15 protein-coding genes are annotated in these 14,575 nt (G+C 30.8%); 12 read left to right on the forward strand and 3 right to left on the reverse strand.

Going from position 1 to position 14,575, the window contains the following annotated elements:
• The first annotated feature begins 375 nt into the window (after positions 1-375).
• The 4 genes from OREMA_RS0116485 (at position 376) to OREMA_RS0116505 (ending at position 4,958) form a co-directional block, all read left to right on the forward strand.
• On the forward strand, positions 376-1,596 hold the full coding sequence (locus OREMA_RS0116485; protein WP_018250350.1) for a replication initiation protein: 1,221 nt from the start codon (positions 376-378) through the stop codon (positions 1,594-1,596).
• Positions 1,597-2,314: 718 nt separating this feature from the next.
• Positions 2,315-2,959 carry a DUF421 domain-containing protein gene (locus OREMA_RS0116495; RefSeq protein ID WP_244871516.1) on the forward strand — a complete coding sequence of 215 codons (645 nt, stop codon included), beginning with the start codon at positions 2,315-2,317 and terminating at the stop codon, positions 2,957-2,959.
• Between the two features lie 139 nt (positions 2,960-3,098).
• Positions 3,099-4,232: a S1C family serine protease gene (locus OREMA_RS0116500; RefSeq protein WP_018250353.1), complete on the forward strand. Its 1,134-nt coding sequence runs from the start codon at positions 3,099-3,101 to the stop codon at positions 4,230-4,232.
• Between the two features lie 60 nt (positions 4,233-4,292).
• Positions 4,293-4,958 carry a glycosyltransferase family 2 protein gene (locus OREMA_RS0116505; protein WP_040657520.1) on the forward strand — a complete coding sequence of 222 codons (666 nt, stop codon included), beginning with the start codon at positions 4,293-4,295 and terminating at the stop codon, positions 4,956-4,958.
• 71 nt (positions 4,959-5,029) lie between these two features.
• On the opposite strand, the gene flgG is transcribed toward OREMA_RS0116505, so the two are convergent.
• Positions 5,030-5,818 carry a flagellar basal-body rod protein FlgG gene (flgG, locus tag OREMA_RS0116510; protein ID WP_018250355.1) on the reverse strand — a complete coding sequence of 263 codons (789 nt, stop codon included), beginning with the start codon at positions 5,816-5,818 and terminating at the stop codon, positions 5,030-5,032.
• 161 nt (positions 5,819-5,979) lie between these two features.
• On the opposite strand from flgG, the gene OREMA_RS0116515 reads away from it, so the two are divergent.
• From OREMA_RS0116515 to OREMA_RS0116545, 7 genes are all read left to right on the forward strand, one after another.
• Positions 5,980-6,609 (forward strand): hypothetical protein, encoded by a 630-nt coding sequence (locus OREMA_RS0116515; protein WP_018250356.1) that lies wholly within the window; start codon positions 5,980-5,982, stop codon positions 6,607-6,609.
• Positions 6,610-6,789: 180 nt separating this feature from the next.
• On the forward strand, positions 6,790-7,515 hold the full coding sequence (locus OREMA_RS0116520) for a response regulator transcription factor (RefSeq protein WP_018250357.1): 726 nt from the start codon (positions 6,790-6,792) through the stop codon (positions 7,513-7,515).
• Positions 7,508-9,004 carry a sensor histidine kinase gene (locus OREMA_RS0116525; protein WP_018250358.1) on the forward strand — a complete coding sequence of 499 codons (1,497 nt, stop codon included), beginning with the start codon at positions 7,508-7,510 and terminating at the stop codon, positions 9,002-9,004. The genes OREMA_RS0116520 and OREMA_RS0116525 overlap by 8 nt, the downstream gene beginning before the upstream one ends.
• A 43-nt stretch (positions 9,005-9,047) precedes the next feature.
• Positions 9,048-10,211: a D-alanyl-D-alanine carboxypeptidase family protein gene (locus OREMA_RS0116530; protein WP_018250359.1), complete on the forward strand. Its 1,164-nt coding sequence runs from the start codon at positions 9,048-9,050 to the stop codon at positions 10,209-10,211.
• A gap of 310 nt (positions 10,212-10,521) precedes the next feature.
• Positions 10,522-10,956 carry a hypothetical protein gene (locus OREMA_RS0116535; RefSeq protein ID WP_018250360.1) on the forward strand — a complete coding sequence of 145 codons (435 nt, stop codon included), beginning with the start codon at positions 10,522-10,524 and terminating at the stop codon, positions 10,954-10,956.
• Positions 10,957-10,992: 36 nt separating this feature from the next.
• Positions 10,993-12,003, forward strand: a complete 1,011-nt coding sequence (locus OREMA_RS0116540) for a sodium:calcium antiporter (protein ID WP_018250361.1) — start codon at positions 10,993-10,995, stop codon at positions 12,001-12,003.
• A 17-nt stretch (positions 12,004-12,020) separates the two neighbouring features.
• Complete coding sequence (locus OREMA_RS0116545) at positions 12,021-12,542, forward strand: hypothetical protein (RefSeq protein WP_018250362.1); 522 nt, start codon at positions 12,021-12,023, stop codon at positions 12,540-12,542.
• 488 nt (positions 12,543-13,030) lie between these two features.
• On the opposite strand, the gene OREMA_RS19360 is transcribed toward OREMA_RS0116545, so the two are convergent.
• The gene (locus OREMA_RS19360; RefSeq protein ID WP_018250363.1) at positions 13,031-13,165 is read right to left on the reverse strand and encodes a hypothetical protein; all 135 of its coding nucleotides are present in this window, start codon (positions 13,163-13,165) and stop codon (positions 13,031-13,033) included.
• 448 nt (positions 13,166-13,613) lie between these two features.
• Between OREMA_RS19360 and OREMA_RS0116555 the strand changes: the two genes are divergently transcribed.
• Complete coding sequence (locus tag OREMA_RS0116555) at positions 13,614-14,174, forward strand: hypothetical protein (protein ID WP_018250364.1); 561 nt, start codon at positions 13,614-13,616, stop codon at positions 14,172-14,174.
• A 100-nt stretch (positions 14,175-14,274) separates the two neighbouring features.
• Here OREMA_RS0116555 and OREMA_RS0116560 read toward each other — a convergent pair.
• A partial coding sequence (locus OREMA_RS0116560) for an IS30 family transposase (RefSeq protein ID WP_157280110.1) occupies positions 14,275-14,575 on the reverse strand: 301 nt, incomplete at its 5' end.

The following is a 14,575-nucleotide window of genomic DNA, read 5'->3' on the forward strand; positions in this document are numbered from 1 at the left end:
CTGATAAGGAGCACCAATAACCGAAAGCTGTATACGGGAAAACCGTACGTACAGTTTGACAAGGGGTCCCAGCCGTGAGGCTGGTCCTACTTTATTTTAATTTACTAACAACAACAACAATATAAATAATTATTTTATCTATTGTTGTATATCTTTTATATCTTATATATCTTTAGGCTTGGACAAATCCTATTGTAACAAGGGAGTACAGAGAAATATGACGAGAAAATAGGGAAATAAGACGAGAGATTAGGGCGATAAGACGATAAATTAGGGAGATATAACGAGAAAATAGGGAAATACAACGAGTTTTTTATTTGTTCCACTCGCTTTATTATGATATGATTTAATTATCAATTATAGAGGGTGGATATAATGAAAAAGGAGCTATTACATAAACCAAATCAACTTATTGCCTTAAAAACAAAAGGAAAAATAACTTTAATTCAAAGAAAAATTTATAATATATTTTTAAAGATAGCACAAAAAGAGGTTAAATTTTTTAATTATGAGGAGATATTAGAAGATAAAATTTATTCCTTTGAAGTTGATTGTGATGTAGTTCATAGGATCGCGGGGGTAAAGATAAAAGATCTTAAGTATATTGAGGAAGAGTTAGAAAGTTTAATGGGAGTAATAGCAACGGTTCGTGAAGAAGAAAATAAGAACAATTGGGAGAAGTTTAGTATATTACCTAAAATTATTAAAGAGGATAATAAATATAAATTTATGTTAATTGGAAATATTGTTAGAGCATTGCAAGAACAAAACTATTTTACTCCTTTAAATCTAATGATGATTAAATCGTTAATTAGCCAGTATTCAGTAATTTTTTATGAACTAGCTATTCGCTACCAAAAATATAAAATTCCAAAGATGAGTATTGAAGAGGTAAGGGAATTGACTAATAATAAAAATAAATATAAAAGATTTTATGATTTTAAAAAATATGTCTTAGATACAGCTTGTGAGGAGATAAGTGAAAAGACTGATATTAAGTTATCTTATTCTACTGAGAAAAGGGGAAGAAGAATTGCTTTTATTGATTTTGTGATTGAGAGAAAGAAGGAAGAGATTTCTGAGAAGATAGAGGTTAAAGAAGAGGAGTATTCTAAAGAGGTCTTAGAGTTATTTAAGCTATTACCAAAAAAAGAGCAGGTGGAGGCTCATAAAAAAGAGTTGGCTAAGTTGTTAAAGAAGCATAGCTTTAAGTTTTTAAAGGGAGATATTGAATATACTAAGGATTCTAAGCCTGAGAGCTTCTTTGCTTTCTTAAAGAGTTCTTGCCAGCAGGGTCATTATTCTAGTGCTGAGCTAGAAAAGCAAAAGAAGAAAGAAGAGTTAGCTAGACAGAAGGCTGAACAGAAACGCAAAGAGCAGGAGCTAAAAAGAAAGATAGAAGAAAGGGCTGAAGAGAAGGCTATAGAGAAGTATAGGAGACTTTCTATTCAGGAGCTAGAGAGCTATGGAGCTAGATATCAAAGTTTGCCTAAGATGTTAAAGGGGCAAATTACTAAAAAGGAGTTTATTATTGGAGCACTTGAGGAGGAGATTGAGAAGGAGCTTAGAGAACTTTTATCAATAATTGAAGATTGAGGATTTTTAATTTTCAATTATTGATCTTTCATTTTTGGCGAAGTGGTCTGTCGAGCCTGGTCGGGAAGGGAGTTAAAAGGAGGGGGGTTTGGGGGGAGGAAATGAGGGGAACAATGGGCTTGTAGTTGGCTGGCGTCGATAGAACTGGCTTGACCTTGATCTTAGGCGATTGGAAGAGCGTGGAGCTGGAGGAGCTACCGGGTCCTGACGTTAGTCAGGTTTTAGCTCCGTAAGCGTAACGATCTGGAAATGGCCGTGCTTTTAGGGTTATTATAGCAGGTGGGTGTGCTGCTTTGATAACCCTTTTTTCTTTGAAGATAGGAGGAGAAGCATAATTAATTGAGAATGGAGAATTAAGGTCAAGGGATTTTAAGATATTAAATTCTCCATTATACATTGCTTTAGTAATAGCATGGTTTAGTTAAACTTGGTTCTTGATTTAACTAATTTATGCTACGTTTAAAAGATAGTGTTAGTTTATTTGTAATAGATTTTTAATCACTACAAACTTAACTTGCATTTTATAAAACTCTACTTTACTTATTAAAATATGTAACTAAAATAGATTATTATCTAAACTAAGTAATAAAAGTAAAAAGGCTCTCCATGATGGAGAGCCTTTTTTATTTATATTATTCAAACCTTTAGAACAAGCTAAAGCTATATTAAGTTCTAGAGGTGAATAAATAAAATGGAGATAATTCTAAAGGTCCTTATAATGTTTATTTTAAGTATTGCTTTAACTCGCTTAATGGGCAAGTCTAGTATTGTACAGTTAACCCCTTATGACTTAATTGCAATTATTACTTTAGGAACTATTGCTGCTGAGCCTTTAATTAGTACAAAGCTACTTCCCAGTATTATTAGTTTAGTGACTTTAGTGGTCTTGTATCTTATCTTTGCTAAGCTAACTCTAAATCAGAGGATGAATAACTTACTATTAGGTGAGCCAACTATCTTGATTAAAGAGGGAAAGATTGTTGAGGATAATTTAGAAAAAGAGCATATCTCTTTAATTCAACTATTATCTATTTTAAGAAACAATGGTTACTCTAAGCTTAATGAGATTCACTATGCTATTTTAGAGCCTACTGGAAATGTTAGCATAATACCAATTAGCTCAGCTCGTCCTGTTACTTTAGCAGACCTAAATATTAAAGCAGAGACTGAAGGAATTCCCATAGCTTTAATTATTGATGGAATAATACAAAAAAAGAACCTTAGGTTAATTAATAGAGATGAACAATGGTTAAACAATAAACTAGAAGAAAAAGAAATTAAAAATATTAAAGAAGTCATTTATGCTTTTATTGAAGCGGGGCAGGAAGAGATATATTTAAATCTAAGAGAATCTGTTAGATAAGAAGAGAATATAAACTAATGTTCACGAATTAAAAGTATTTTTAAATTTTGTTAATAGCTTATTATAAAATTTGTCATATTTCTGTCAAAAATACCTGTTATAATCTTTAATAAGATTAGAGAAGGAGGCTTTACTGATAATGAGAAGAAAAGAGAAAAGATTAATCTATCTAGCTTTGTTAATTTTAGGTTTATTTATTGGAGAAAGTCTATTAACTCATTCATCTGTAGAAGCTTTTTGGGGATTTAATAATCAAGAACAAGGTAAAGATAAAAAAAATCTAGAACAGAAAGAAAAAACAGTAGTTCTTTCCAAAGAAAAAGCTGTACAAAGGGTAGTAAAAAAGGTAGGTTCTGCTGTAGTTAGTATTGTTACTACAGATGTAATTGAACGTAATCAAAGAAGCTTCTTCCCTTTGCCTAAAGAAAGAAAAGGCTTAGGTTCAGGCTTTATCTTTGACCAGAAAGGATACATCATAACTAACAATCACGTAATAGAAGATGCTGATCAAATTAAAGTATTATTGTCTGATGGTAGAAAATTAAAAGCTAAACTAGTTGGTAGAGATCCCAGAAATGATTTGGCAGTAATTAAGGTGGAGGCAGATGATTTACCAGTAGCTCTTTTAGGTGACTCTGACAAGTTAGTTCCTGGACAAATGGCCATTGCTATTGGCAGTCCATTTGATGTTGAGTTTAGAAATACAGTTACTACTGGTGTGGTCAGTGCTTTAAATAGAAGTATTAGACTGAATAATAATGCAGGGGTTTTAAAAGGATTAATTCAGACCGATGCATCTATCAATCCTGGTAATAGTGGAGGACCTTTATTAAATAGTCAAGGAGAGGTTATAGGAATTAATACTGCTATTATTAATCAAGCCCAAGGAATTGGCTTCTCAATTCCAATTAACACCGCTAAAGAAATTAGCAAGGATTTAATTAAGTATGGTAAGGTTAAAAGACCATGGCTTGGTATCTATGGAATTGAGCTAACTAAAGAGTTAGTAGATTATTATGACTTGCCAGTAGAACAAGGGGTGATTATCGCTAGGGTGATTTTAGATAGCCCTGCTGAAGAAGTAGGATTGAGTAGTAATGATATTATTGTAGAAGCAAATCACGAAAAAATAAAGGGAATGGATGATTTAAGTAGAATTATTAAAAAGGTAGGTATTGGAAATAAGTTAGAGCTTTTAGTAATGAAAGGTGATAGTGGGGAGTTAAAACCACTTAGGATTACTTTAGAAGAGTTTGTAAGTAAAAATAAATAAGAAATAGTATCCTCTTATTTTCAAAAATAAGAGGATATTTTTATGGATGGAGGACTAATAATGGGCATCGGACTAATAATCCCAGCTTATAATGAAGAAGAAACAATTCAAGAGGTAGTTAAAACCGCAAAAAAATCTAAGATATTTGAAGAAATTATAGTAGTAAGTGATGGTTCAAAAGATAATACTGTAGAATATGCATTAGAGTGTGAGGTTAAAGTAATTGCCTTACCTAAAAATTATGGTAAAGGAGCAGCTATGGAGATAGGGGTTAATAATATAAAAAGTGAAATTTTGTTTTTTTTAGATGGCGATTTGATCAACTTGAGAGAAGGACATATCAGCAAATTAGTTGAACCTCTTTTAAAAGAAGGAGTAGATATGAGTTGTGGGCTTTTTGAGAATGGAAGAGGTCATACTGATTTTGCCCAAAGATTAACCCCTTATTTAACTGGACAAAGAGCTTTAAGAAGAGAGTTAATTAAAGAATGTGATGATTTAAGTGATGCTAAATTTGGAGCTGAATTGGCCTTAACTAAAATAGCAATTGAACAGGAGTGGAAGGTTCGAAGAGTGATTTTGCCAGAATTAAGCCATCGTATTAAAGAGGATAAGATGGGACTAATAAAAGGTTTTTATGCTAGAATAAAAATGTATTGGCAGGTTTTTAGGTATTTCAGGAAAAATAAGCTAAGCTATAATAGCATTAATAGAATGATCAGATAAAAGTTAAATTATCACTTGATATATCAAGTGATAATTTAACTTTTATTATTAAAGGGATATTTAATTAATGGCTATCTTAATAATGAATTGGCTTGTTGTAACATCTCATCAGAAGCTTTAATTGCTTTAGAATTGATTTCATAGGCACGTTGAGATGTAATCATATCTACCATCTCTTCTACTACTTTAACATTTGAAGTTTCTAAATAACTTTGAGCAATTGATCCATATCCATTTTGAGCTGGTAAACCATACATAGGTTGTCCAGAAGCAGCTGTACTTCTAAATATATTTTGTCCTATACTCTCAAGTCCAGCTGGATTTGCAAAAGCAGTTAACTCAATCTGCCCAGCCTCTTGAAAATCATCATTTCCTGGTTCTTTATAATATACTGATCCTTCTTGATTAATAGTTATATCGGATGCATTAGCTGGGATAGTAATAGGTGGTTGTAATAAGTATCCATCTGAAGTTACCAATTGACCACTACTATCTAATTTAAAAGATCCATCTCTAGTATAACCACTTGTCCCATCAGGTAATAACACTTGGAAGAATCCATTACCTTCAATTGCCATATCTAAAGGATTCTCTGTGCTTTTTAAACTTGATCCACCAAATAGTTTTTGGGTAGCAGCAGGGCGCACTCCAAGCCCAACCTCTATTCCTGTAGGAATCTGTGATCCTTGATTATTAGGTGCTCCTGCACTCTTTAAAGTTTGATACATTAAATCTTGGAAACTTACACGGCTCTTTTTAAAACCAGTAGTATTAACATTAGCTAGATTGTTAGAGATAACATCCATATTAAGTTGTTGAGCTCTCATACCAGTTGCAGCACTCCATAACGATCTAATCATTTATCTCCCCCCCTTCTTTATTATTTAATTAGGTATTAATAAAAGAAATCCTGTTTTGAATTTAAATTTAATTTGCATTTTGTTTATAGAATGTTTATAATTAATGGTATAAATAGGTTGAATTACTAATAACTAAATTATTTAAAGGAGGAATTTAAGTAATGGCTTATTCTACTGAAAGTGGAGTCTCTAGTAACAAAAAAAGCTTTAAAGATTATTTAAAAATAGGTGTAATGATTGCATTAGCTATCTGGATATTTACTATTGCTAATAATGCTAATAATTTAGCTACAAAAAATCAATATTTTATAAAGAAACCTACATATGAGATCTCTTATATTGCTGGAGGTCCTAAAAGGTTTGCTAATAGGTTTAAGGATTATCTTAGTAATACTGATAAGAAGATTAACAATAAAGATTATCTGTGGAGTACATTAATAATAGAAAATACAGGAAATAAGGATGCCAAAAATATTAAAATTGAAGATTTTGCTGCAATAGATATTGCTAAGATAGGTGTCTCAGAGCCAGGTTATGGGTACAATGAGGTTAAGATTGATTATAAGAAAAAAGAAAAACAGGCTATTATTACTTTAGAAGAGTTACCTACAAGTAGTAAAGTTTATGTATTTATAGCTATGAAGCCTGAAGAAATTAAGCAACCTTATGATCAAAATAGTCAAAGAGTATGGGCAAAAGTATATGATACTTATCAGGAAAAAATTGTAGTTACTTCTTCTAGCAGTGAAAAAACTACATATTACTCAGGCTATTCTAACTTATATAATTAAGCTGAATTATACTCTAATTTTCTAAATTTAGAAAATTAGAGTATTTATTTCGTAAAAAATAGCTAAAAATAAATACTGCTCGCTATTTTACGAAAGATTAAAAATTGACACTAGCAAATATCTTATATAAAATTCACTTAAATATAGTGTTTATAAATTTGATATAAAGGAGTTTTGATAGTGAATTTACATGGGAAGAAGTTCTTATTAGTAGAAGATGATCATCATATTTATTTACTAATTAAAGCGATGCTTAAGCCTTATGATATTGAGTTGAAATTAGCAAAGGATGGAGAGCTAGGATTACAAGAGGCTTTAAGCGGAGACTATAACCTTATTTTGTTGGATATTATGTTACCTAAGAAGGATGGTCTGTTATTATGTAAAGAGTTAAAAGAGGCTAAAATTGAAACTCCTTTAATTATGTTAACTGCTAAGGTAGAAGAGAGTGATAAAATTTTAGGTTTAGAACTAGGTGCAGATGATTATGTAACCAAGCCCTTTAGTCCTAAAGAATTAATGGCTAGAATCAAAGCTGTACTGAGAAGGTTTGAGAAGGTTAAAAAACTAATGAAAAAGAAAGGGCAGACTTTAAATTTTACTAATATTGACTTAAAGATTGATTTAAGAAGCTATGAAGTTTATGTAAGAAGTAAAAGGGTGAATATTGCTCCTAAAGAGTTAGAGTTACTTGCTTTTTTAGCTAAAAACCCTAATCAAGCCTTTAGTAGAGAGGAACTGTTGGATAATTTATGGCAGACAGGTTCTCAGCATACTCGTACAATTGATGAGCATGTTAAAAGGATAAGAAGGAAGCTAAAGGATGCTGAAATTAAATTGATGCCCATTAAGACTGTTTGGGGAGTAGGTTATAAGTTTAAGGTTGAAGAGAACAGAGATGTTTAAGATGTGTTTTGCTAATAAAAGCTTTATGAGTAGACTAATTACCTCTTATATTATTATTATCTTATTAACTTTGACTATTGTTGGAGCTATCTTTGGCTATTTATTTCATAACTATTATTCTGGTTTAAAGGAATGGAAGCTTAGTAATAAAGGGCAGCGGATTGCAAAGTTGGTTAATGCTAGCTTCTATAATAAAGACTTAGATCTTGATATGATTAAGAATAAACTTAATACCATTGCCCATTCTTCTAATATGGATATTGGAATTATCAATTATAAAGGTAAGATTATCTTTGATTCTACTCAAAACCAGAATAATAGCCTTGATATTAAAAAGAAAGAAATAATCCAAGTTTTAAAAGGGAATAAGTTCAGTAAAAAGATCTTAGGACCTGATAATAAGAGCTTAATTATGATCTTTCCTCTTATCCAAGATAACGGTTCTATTATTTTAGAAAAGAAGAAATTTAACAGGGATAAAATTATTGGTGGAATAGTCATTCAAACTGCTATAGGTAATATTGCTGAGACTATCAATGAAATTATTAAGATTACATTGTATTCCTTTTTAATTGCTATAGTAGCTGCCTCTTTTTTAAGTTTCTTTTTCTCTAAAAGGGTGACTAAGCCCCTAGCCGATATTAATAAATCAGCTAAAAATATAGCTAAGGGGAAATTTGAAATTGTTCCTTTACCTAAAAGTAGTAGTAGGGAGATTAGATCTCTAGTCGATACTTTTAATTATGCTGTGGCAGAGATTGATGATACCTTAGAGAAGAAGAGGAGGTTAGAGAATGTCAGAAAGGAATTTGTAGCTAATGTCTCCCATGAGTTTAGGGCGCCTTTGACTACAATTAAAGGGTTTTTAGAGATAATCTTAGGGCAAGATTTAGAGCAAGATGAGCTAAGGGAGTATCTAGAGATTATGTATAAGGATACAGAGTATTTAGAATATTTATTAGAGGATCTTTTAGTCTTAAGTCGCCTTGATTCTAAGAGAATAATCCTAAATAAAGAAAATATACATCCTAAAGTTCTCGTAAAAAGAGCTGTTAGCTCTTTGCAAAGTAAATTTAAAAGTAAGAGTTTAAAGGTTAAATTAAAGATTTCAGAGTCTCTGCCAAAGATCTTTGTAGATGTTAATCGAATGCATCAAGTCTTAATTAACTTACTTGATAATGGAATTAATTATTCACCTGAAGGCGGAAGAATAGAAATTATGGTTGACTTTAGTGAAAATCAACAAGGAGTAAGATTCTCTATAGCTGATGAGGGAATTGGGATTGCTACGAAGGATCTGGATAAGATCTGGCAGAGATTTTATAAGGTTGATTCAGCACGAACTAGGGAAGCTAAAAAAGGTAATGGACTAGGTTTGGCAATTGTTAAGGAAATTATTAATAAACATGATGCTAAGATAAAAGTAGTTAATAATAGTCATGGTGGAGCTACTTTCAGTTTTGTTATAAATAAAAAAAATAAAATTTAAAATATTTAGGAAATTGATTCTTAATTTTTAAAGAGGTGGAGAGATGAAGATAAATAGAATAGTAATTCTAGCTTTAGTATTAATTACCCTTTTATCACAGGTAGCATGGGCAAGCCCCTTTGAAAATATACATACTAAGGCGGCTATCTTGATGGTTGCTGATAATGGGCAGATCTTATTTAAGAAGAATGCCAACTTAAAGCTACCCCCAGCTAGTATGAGTAAGTTAATGACTATCTTATTGGCTTTGGAGGCTGTTGAGAAGGGGGAGGCTAGCTTAGATGATGAGGTTAGAATAAGTGATTTAGCTGAAGGAATGGGAGGATCACAAATCTGGTTAGCTCAGGGGGATTTGTTAACTCTTAGGGATTTATTAAAGGCTGTAACTATCTCTTCAGCTAATGATGCATGTGTAGCTGTAGCAGAGTATATTGGTGAAACTGAATATGGTTTTATTGAGATGATGAATAATAAGGCTAGAGAGTTAGGAATGGAAAATACTCAATTCTTCAATACAACTGGTCTGCCAAATGAGGGCGAGAACAATTATTCTACAGTTTATGATATGGCTATCTTGGCTAGAGAGCTAGTTACTAATTATCCTCAAGTTTTAAAATGGTCTGCTCAGCAGGTAGATTATATCAAAAATAATGATTTAGCTATATATACTACTAATAATCTATTAAGTGATTATTCTTATGCGACTGGGTTAAAGACTGGTTGGACCGAAGAAGCCAAATTCTGTTTAACAGCTACTGCTAGCAAGGATGATACTACTTTAATCTCTGTGTTAATGGGAGCAGAAAATGATAATGATAGAACAACAGCGACGATTAAGTTGTTAAATTATGGATTTAATGCCTTTAATAAAGTATATCTGGTTAACTCTCAAGTTAAAATCAAAGAGGTTGAGGTAGCTAAAGGAAAAGAGCTTAAAGTTGAAGTAGAGACAGCTCAAGCCTTCTCACCTTATATCCTTAGAGGAACTAAGGATCAAATCAAGCAAGAGATCAAAATAACTAAGAGTTTAGAAGCTCCTATCAAGAAAGGGGAGTTAGTAGGTAAGCTGATCTTTAAGCAACAAGGTGGAAAGGTATTAGGTCAAGTTGATCTGCAAACTGCTAAAGATATTAAAAGAGCTAACATCTTTGTTTTAATCTTTAGATGGATTAAGGCGTTTTTTATGAACTTAATTTATATTGAATAAATTAAGAAAATGGCAATTCCTCACCTAGCAAATTGAATATTTAGAAGATACTTACTTGCCAATAAATGGTGAAAGGTACGAAGAGAGGTTTTAATTAAAAGCCATGTTAAGCTTAATCAAGAAGAATTAGCTAAACTAAGGCTTAATCTACAACAGAATTATGAGAATAAAGCTCAGGGATCTCTTATAGAGAATTTCAAAACTATCTTTGAAAATATAAATATAAAATTATAGAATTATCTCAGACCGATATATTGGTCTGAGTTTTACTTATGGATAGATTTGTAAATATTAATTAAGGAGGAAAAGCATGAGCAGAGACTTTAATTATCTTAATAAGGAAATAATCAAAGATAAGGAGGTTATTAAAGGGCTTATCAATAAGGAGCTATGCTCAGTAAAAAATAAAGGTGAAAGAGGGGCTTTAGTCTTTATAGAGGTGAATTATTTGAAAGAATCTAATCAAGAAGACCTTAATTTAGAGCTTATTCCTAATATTATTAATAAAAATCAAGTCTTCTTTAATGAGCTATATCGCTGGCATGATGATAGCTACCTCTTATTAACTGATAGAGTATATGAAGGGGATCTGAAGGTAATTGTTTCTAAGATTAAGAGAGAACTTCAATGTCTAGGGGAAATTACAGGGATCAGGATTTTTTTGGGGGTGAGTCTGTTAACCCCCAATAATAGGGTGGAGAATATAATGGATAGACTATTTAATAGTATATCCATTATATATTAAGATTATAATTGTTTAATACAAAATGGAGGGATCTTTGTGGTAGAATTATGGGTTATATTTTTAGTCTCGGCAGTAGCAATTATTATTGCAGGTACTAAATTATCAGATTATGGTGATGTAATAGCAATTAAGACTGGATTAGGTCAAGCACTAGTAGGGAGTATCTTAGTAGCTGGTGCTACCTCTTTGCCAGAGGTGGTAACAAGCTCTACAGCTTCAATTATTGGGGCTCCTGATATTGCTATTGGTAATGTCTTTGGTAGTAATACCTTTAATTTAATGATTTTAGCTTTAGTGGACTTGCTTCATGGTGCAGGCCCCTTTATGTTAAAGGTTCATTCTAAGCATATCTTATCGGCTTTACTGGGAATTTTATTATCAGGTTTAGCTACTTTATTTATTTTGGCAAATTATTTAACAGATTTAAAGCTTGAATTTCTGGGAATTGGATTAGGTAGTTTTGCTATCTTAGTTACATATTTAGTGGGTACTAGATTGATCTTTAGATATGAGAAGAAACATCAGCTTGAAGAGGAGGAAGAAGAGGACTTAGTTGATTTAGAAACTTCATTAAAAGAAGCGATTATAGGCTTTAGTATCTCAGCTATAATAATTGTAATTGCAGGTATCTCTTTATCTTACTCAGGTGATAAGATTGCTACTTTAAGTGGTTTAGATAAGACCTTTATGGGGACAATTTTAGTCGCTGCTGCTACTTCATTACCTGAGGTTGTTGCATCTATTTCAGCAATTAGAATTAATGCTTATGATATGGCTGTTGGTAATGTCTTTGGTAGTAATATCTTTAATATGGTAATTATTATTGTCAGTGATATCGCTTATCGTGGGGGCAGTGTTTTAGAAGCGGCTTCTTTAACTCACTCTTTAACAGCAGTCTTAGGTTTAATCTTAAGTGCTGTAGCTGTTATTGGTCTCTTCTATCGTTCTAAAAAGACCTTCTTGACTATCGGTTGGGATTCTATTGCTATTACAGCTATCTACTTATTTGGAGCTTATCTCTTATTCCAGTTAGGAATTAGTGCTTAGTTCTTAAGGGGGGGATTATGAATAAATTAGAGATAGTTGGTGGAATAATAGGATTGATCTATTTAATGACCTTTACTTTATTTACCTTAGAGGATTCTCTGATGTTATTTACAATATTATTTATTCTCCTTTTATTATTGGCTAAGACTTTTTCTAAAAAGGAGCTTAGTATGGCAAATACTTTAGCAGCAAGCTTTTTAGTTACTTGGCTGTTAATCAAACAATTAGGGAGTATTAGCTTAGATAGGTGGTTTTCAAAGCTCTTATCTAGTAAATTTCCTCTTCTAGCTATTTTAACATTATTTGCTTATATTTTAATTATAACTTTTTTCACTGCTAGTAAAGATAAGAGAACAGATTACTATCTTCAATTAGGAATTTCGTACTTTATATTATTTCACTATACCTTATTTTATCTAGGTATGGTAGAAGAGAGTTCCTTATATGCTAGTAGCTTACTTTTGTTGATGGTTATTGAGGTTAGTTGTTTGATATATGCAGGGACAAAATATATCTTAAAAAGTGAAGAGAGTTATTAGAGAATTGAAAATTAAGAGTTAAAAATTAAAGCAGAGAATCTGTTTATTGCTTCTCTGCTTTTTTATATTGAGGTTTTAACAACTGATTTTTTACTTTAGTGTAAAATCATATTTTACACTAGGTTAAAAAAATTTTTACATCGGTTAAAATAAATTTCACACCATAAAATCGCCTTAAAACCTTGATGCTACTAGGGTTTATAAGGTTTTTCGTTTTAAATTACTCTTATCTATATTACAAGTATCTACTTTCTATAGTTGATTTTCTACTTAAATCCTAATCTTCACTTCCTTCATCTGGTTAAATATTATATTTCATTCCAGAAGTCAATCAAGGACTACTCAAGAAAAAGAAAAACGCTTTTTCTTTGCGTTCCTCCTTGACTAACTTCTTACATTCAATAAAAAATAATTGCCAGATGAAGAAAGAATTTTGTTAAAAAACACTTAACCTTAAACTCTTCTTTCTCTCGCAATTTATATAGATATTACATATTTGATTTTAAATTTTTTAGTTTTTCCTCTAAGTCTTGTATTTGTTCTTCAAATACATAGGCAACACTTGGGAATTCAGCTCTTGTAATTTGCAATATAGTTAAATCTTCTTTTTCTTTTGTTTTCATTAAATAATCCTCCTTTTTAAAGTCTATATAGTGTATTTTCGATACCCCCTTTTTTCTTATCTACTTAAAGAATAGCAAATAAACTATAATCCCTGTCAGTATGGGGGTTATAAACAGGTTAATATATATTAGATAATCAATGACCTTCTTTCTGTTCATATAGCTTTTAAACCTGTTCTGGATTTGTTGTTGTATCTCTTCAAGTATTTTTAAATATTCCTCCTAAAATTTAATTTTTTATGAATGTGTAATTTAATTACACATTAGTGCGTAATATTTTACACCTCTTCTTTATTCTTCTTTTATAACATAAAATCAAGGTCAAAATCAATAATCTTTAACCTTACTTAAAGGAAAATTTAAGTTGAATAAATCAAAAAATTTGTTAATATATAGAATAATTGTTAACATATAGATTGGAAGAAGAGAGAAGAAAAGAGGTAGAAAAATGAAAAAAATATTATTGATTTTTTTTATTATATTAACTATTCTAGTGTGTATTTTTTTTGCAATATGGGTAGAAAAGGATAAAACTACAAATATATTAGATTACAATGAATATTTCGGTGATAAAGGTAAACATAATAATGATATATTCCCTAAAATTATACCTTCTTCAGCAAAGATAGAACAATTTTATTATTATTATTATAATCCTTTTGATCCAAATTTTGTATCATATCTTGTATATACTTGCAATGATAAAGATTTTATTGAAGAAATAAAGAGGTTAGCTAAATTAAATTCTTCTAAAGACTATCTTATATATGGAGCAACTGGGTTTAATTATCCAGTGATTGCAGTGTATGCTAATGATAATGGATATATCTATGCCTTGGCTGATAAAGAAAATAATAAGTTGATTTATGTAGAAATTTACTTCTGTAATTATTTTTCTGATATAAACTATGAAAAAATAATTTGTGAAGAATATCTTCCAATTAATTTTAATGCAAAACCAAAAAATCCAACTCGAATTCATTTTGAAGAAAATTTAAAGACATATTAAATTGATTGTAATTTTTCTTTTTAGTCTGTCTTGAGATAAATTTTAAAACTTAAATTGCAATAATAAATTGAACATTTTCAAACTGTAATAATTTGGTTATTTAGTCATAAAGAATTTGTTTTAATTTATCTTCAAATATTTCATCAGGGGTTAGGTAATCTAAGATTTTTCTTGGTAAAGTATTGCACCAGTTTTGGACTCTAGCAATAGATTCAATAGAGAATTGGTTTAGACTATTACCTTTAGGGATAAAGCGTCTTATAAGACCATTATGACGCTCATTAGTTCCTCTTTCCCATGATGAATATGGATGTGCAAAGTATACTTTAGTATCACTAATTTGCTCTAAAAATGACATTTGAGCAAACTCAGAGCCATTATCACAAGTGAAGCTTTTAAAT

Source organism: Orenia marismortui DSM 5156 (genome assembly GCF_000379025.1).
Taxonomy (GTDB): domain Bacteria; phylum Bacillota; class Halanaerobiia; order Halobacteroidales; family Halobacteroidaceae; genus Orenia; species Orenia marismortui.

Excerpts from the sequence above, each read along its gene's own strand:
- OREMA_RS0116485 (WP_018250350.1), top strand. The coding sequence starts at position 376 with ATGAAAAAGGAGCTATTACATAAACCAAATCAACTTATTGCCTTAAAA.
- OREMA_RS0116495 (WP_244871516.1), top strand. The coding sequence starts at position 2,315 with ATGTTTATTTTAAGTATTGCTTTAACTCGCTTAATGGGCAAGTCTAGT.
- OREMA_RS0116500 (WP_018250353.1), top strand. The coding sequence starts at position 3,099 with ATGAGAAGAAAAGAGAAAAGATTAATCTATCTAGCTTTGTTAATTTTA.
- OREMA_RS0116505 (WP_040657520.1), top strand. The coding sequence starts at position 4,293 with ATGGGCATCGGACTAATAATCCCAGCTTATAATGAAGAAGAAACAATT.
- flgG (WP_018250355.1), bottom strand. The coding sequence starts at position 5,818 with ATGATTAGATCGTTATGGAGTGCTGCAACTGGTATGAGAGCTCAACAA.
- OREMA_RS0116515 (WP_018250356.1), top strand. The coding sequence starts at position 5,980 with ATGGCTTATTCTACTGAAAGTGGAGTCTCTAGTAACAAAAAAAGCTTT.
- OREMA_RS0116525 (WP_018250358.1), top strand. The coding sequence starts at position 7,508 with ATGTTTAAGATGTGTTTTGCTAATAAAAGCTTTATGAGTAGACTAATT.
- OREMA_RS0116530 (WP_018250359.1), top strand. The coding sequence starts at position 9,048 with ATGAAGATAAATAGAATAGTAATTCTAGCTTTAGTATTAATTACCCTT.
- OREMA_RS0116535 (WP_018250360.1), top strand. The coding sequence starts at position 10,522 with ATGAGCAGAGACTTTAATTATCTTAATAAGGAAATAATCAAAGATAAG.
- OREMA_RS0116545 (WP_018250362.1), top strand. The coding sequence starts at position 12,021 with ATGAATAAATTAGAGATAGTTGGTGGAATAATAGGATTGATCTATTTA.
- OREMA_RS19360 (WP_018250363.1), bottom strand. The coding sequence starts at position 13,165 with ATGAAAACAAAAGAAAAAGAAGATTTAACTATATTGCAAATTACAAGA.
- OREMA_RS0116555 (WP_018250364.1), top strand. The coding sequence starts at position 13,614 with ATGAAAAAAATATTATTGATTTTTTTTATTATATTAACTATTCTAGTG.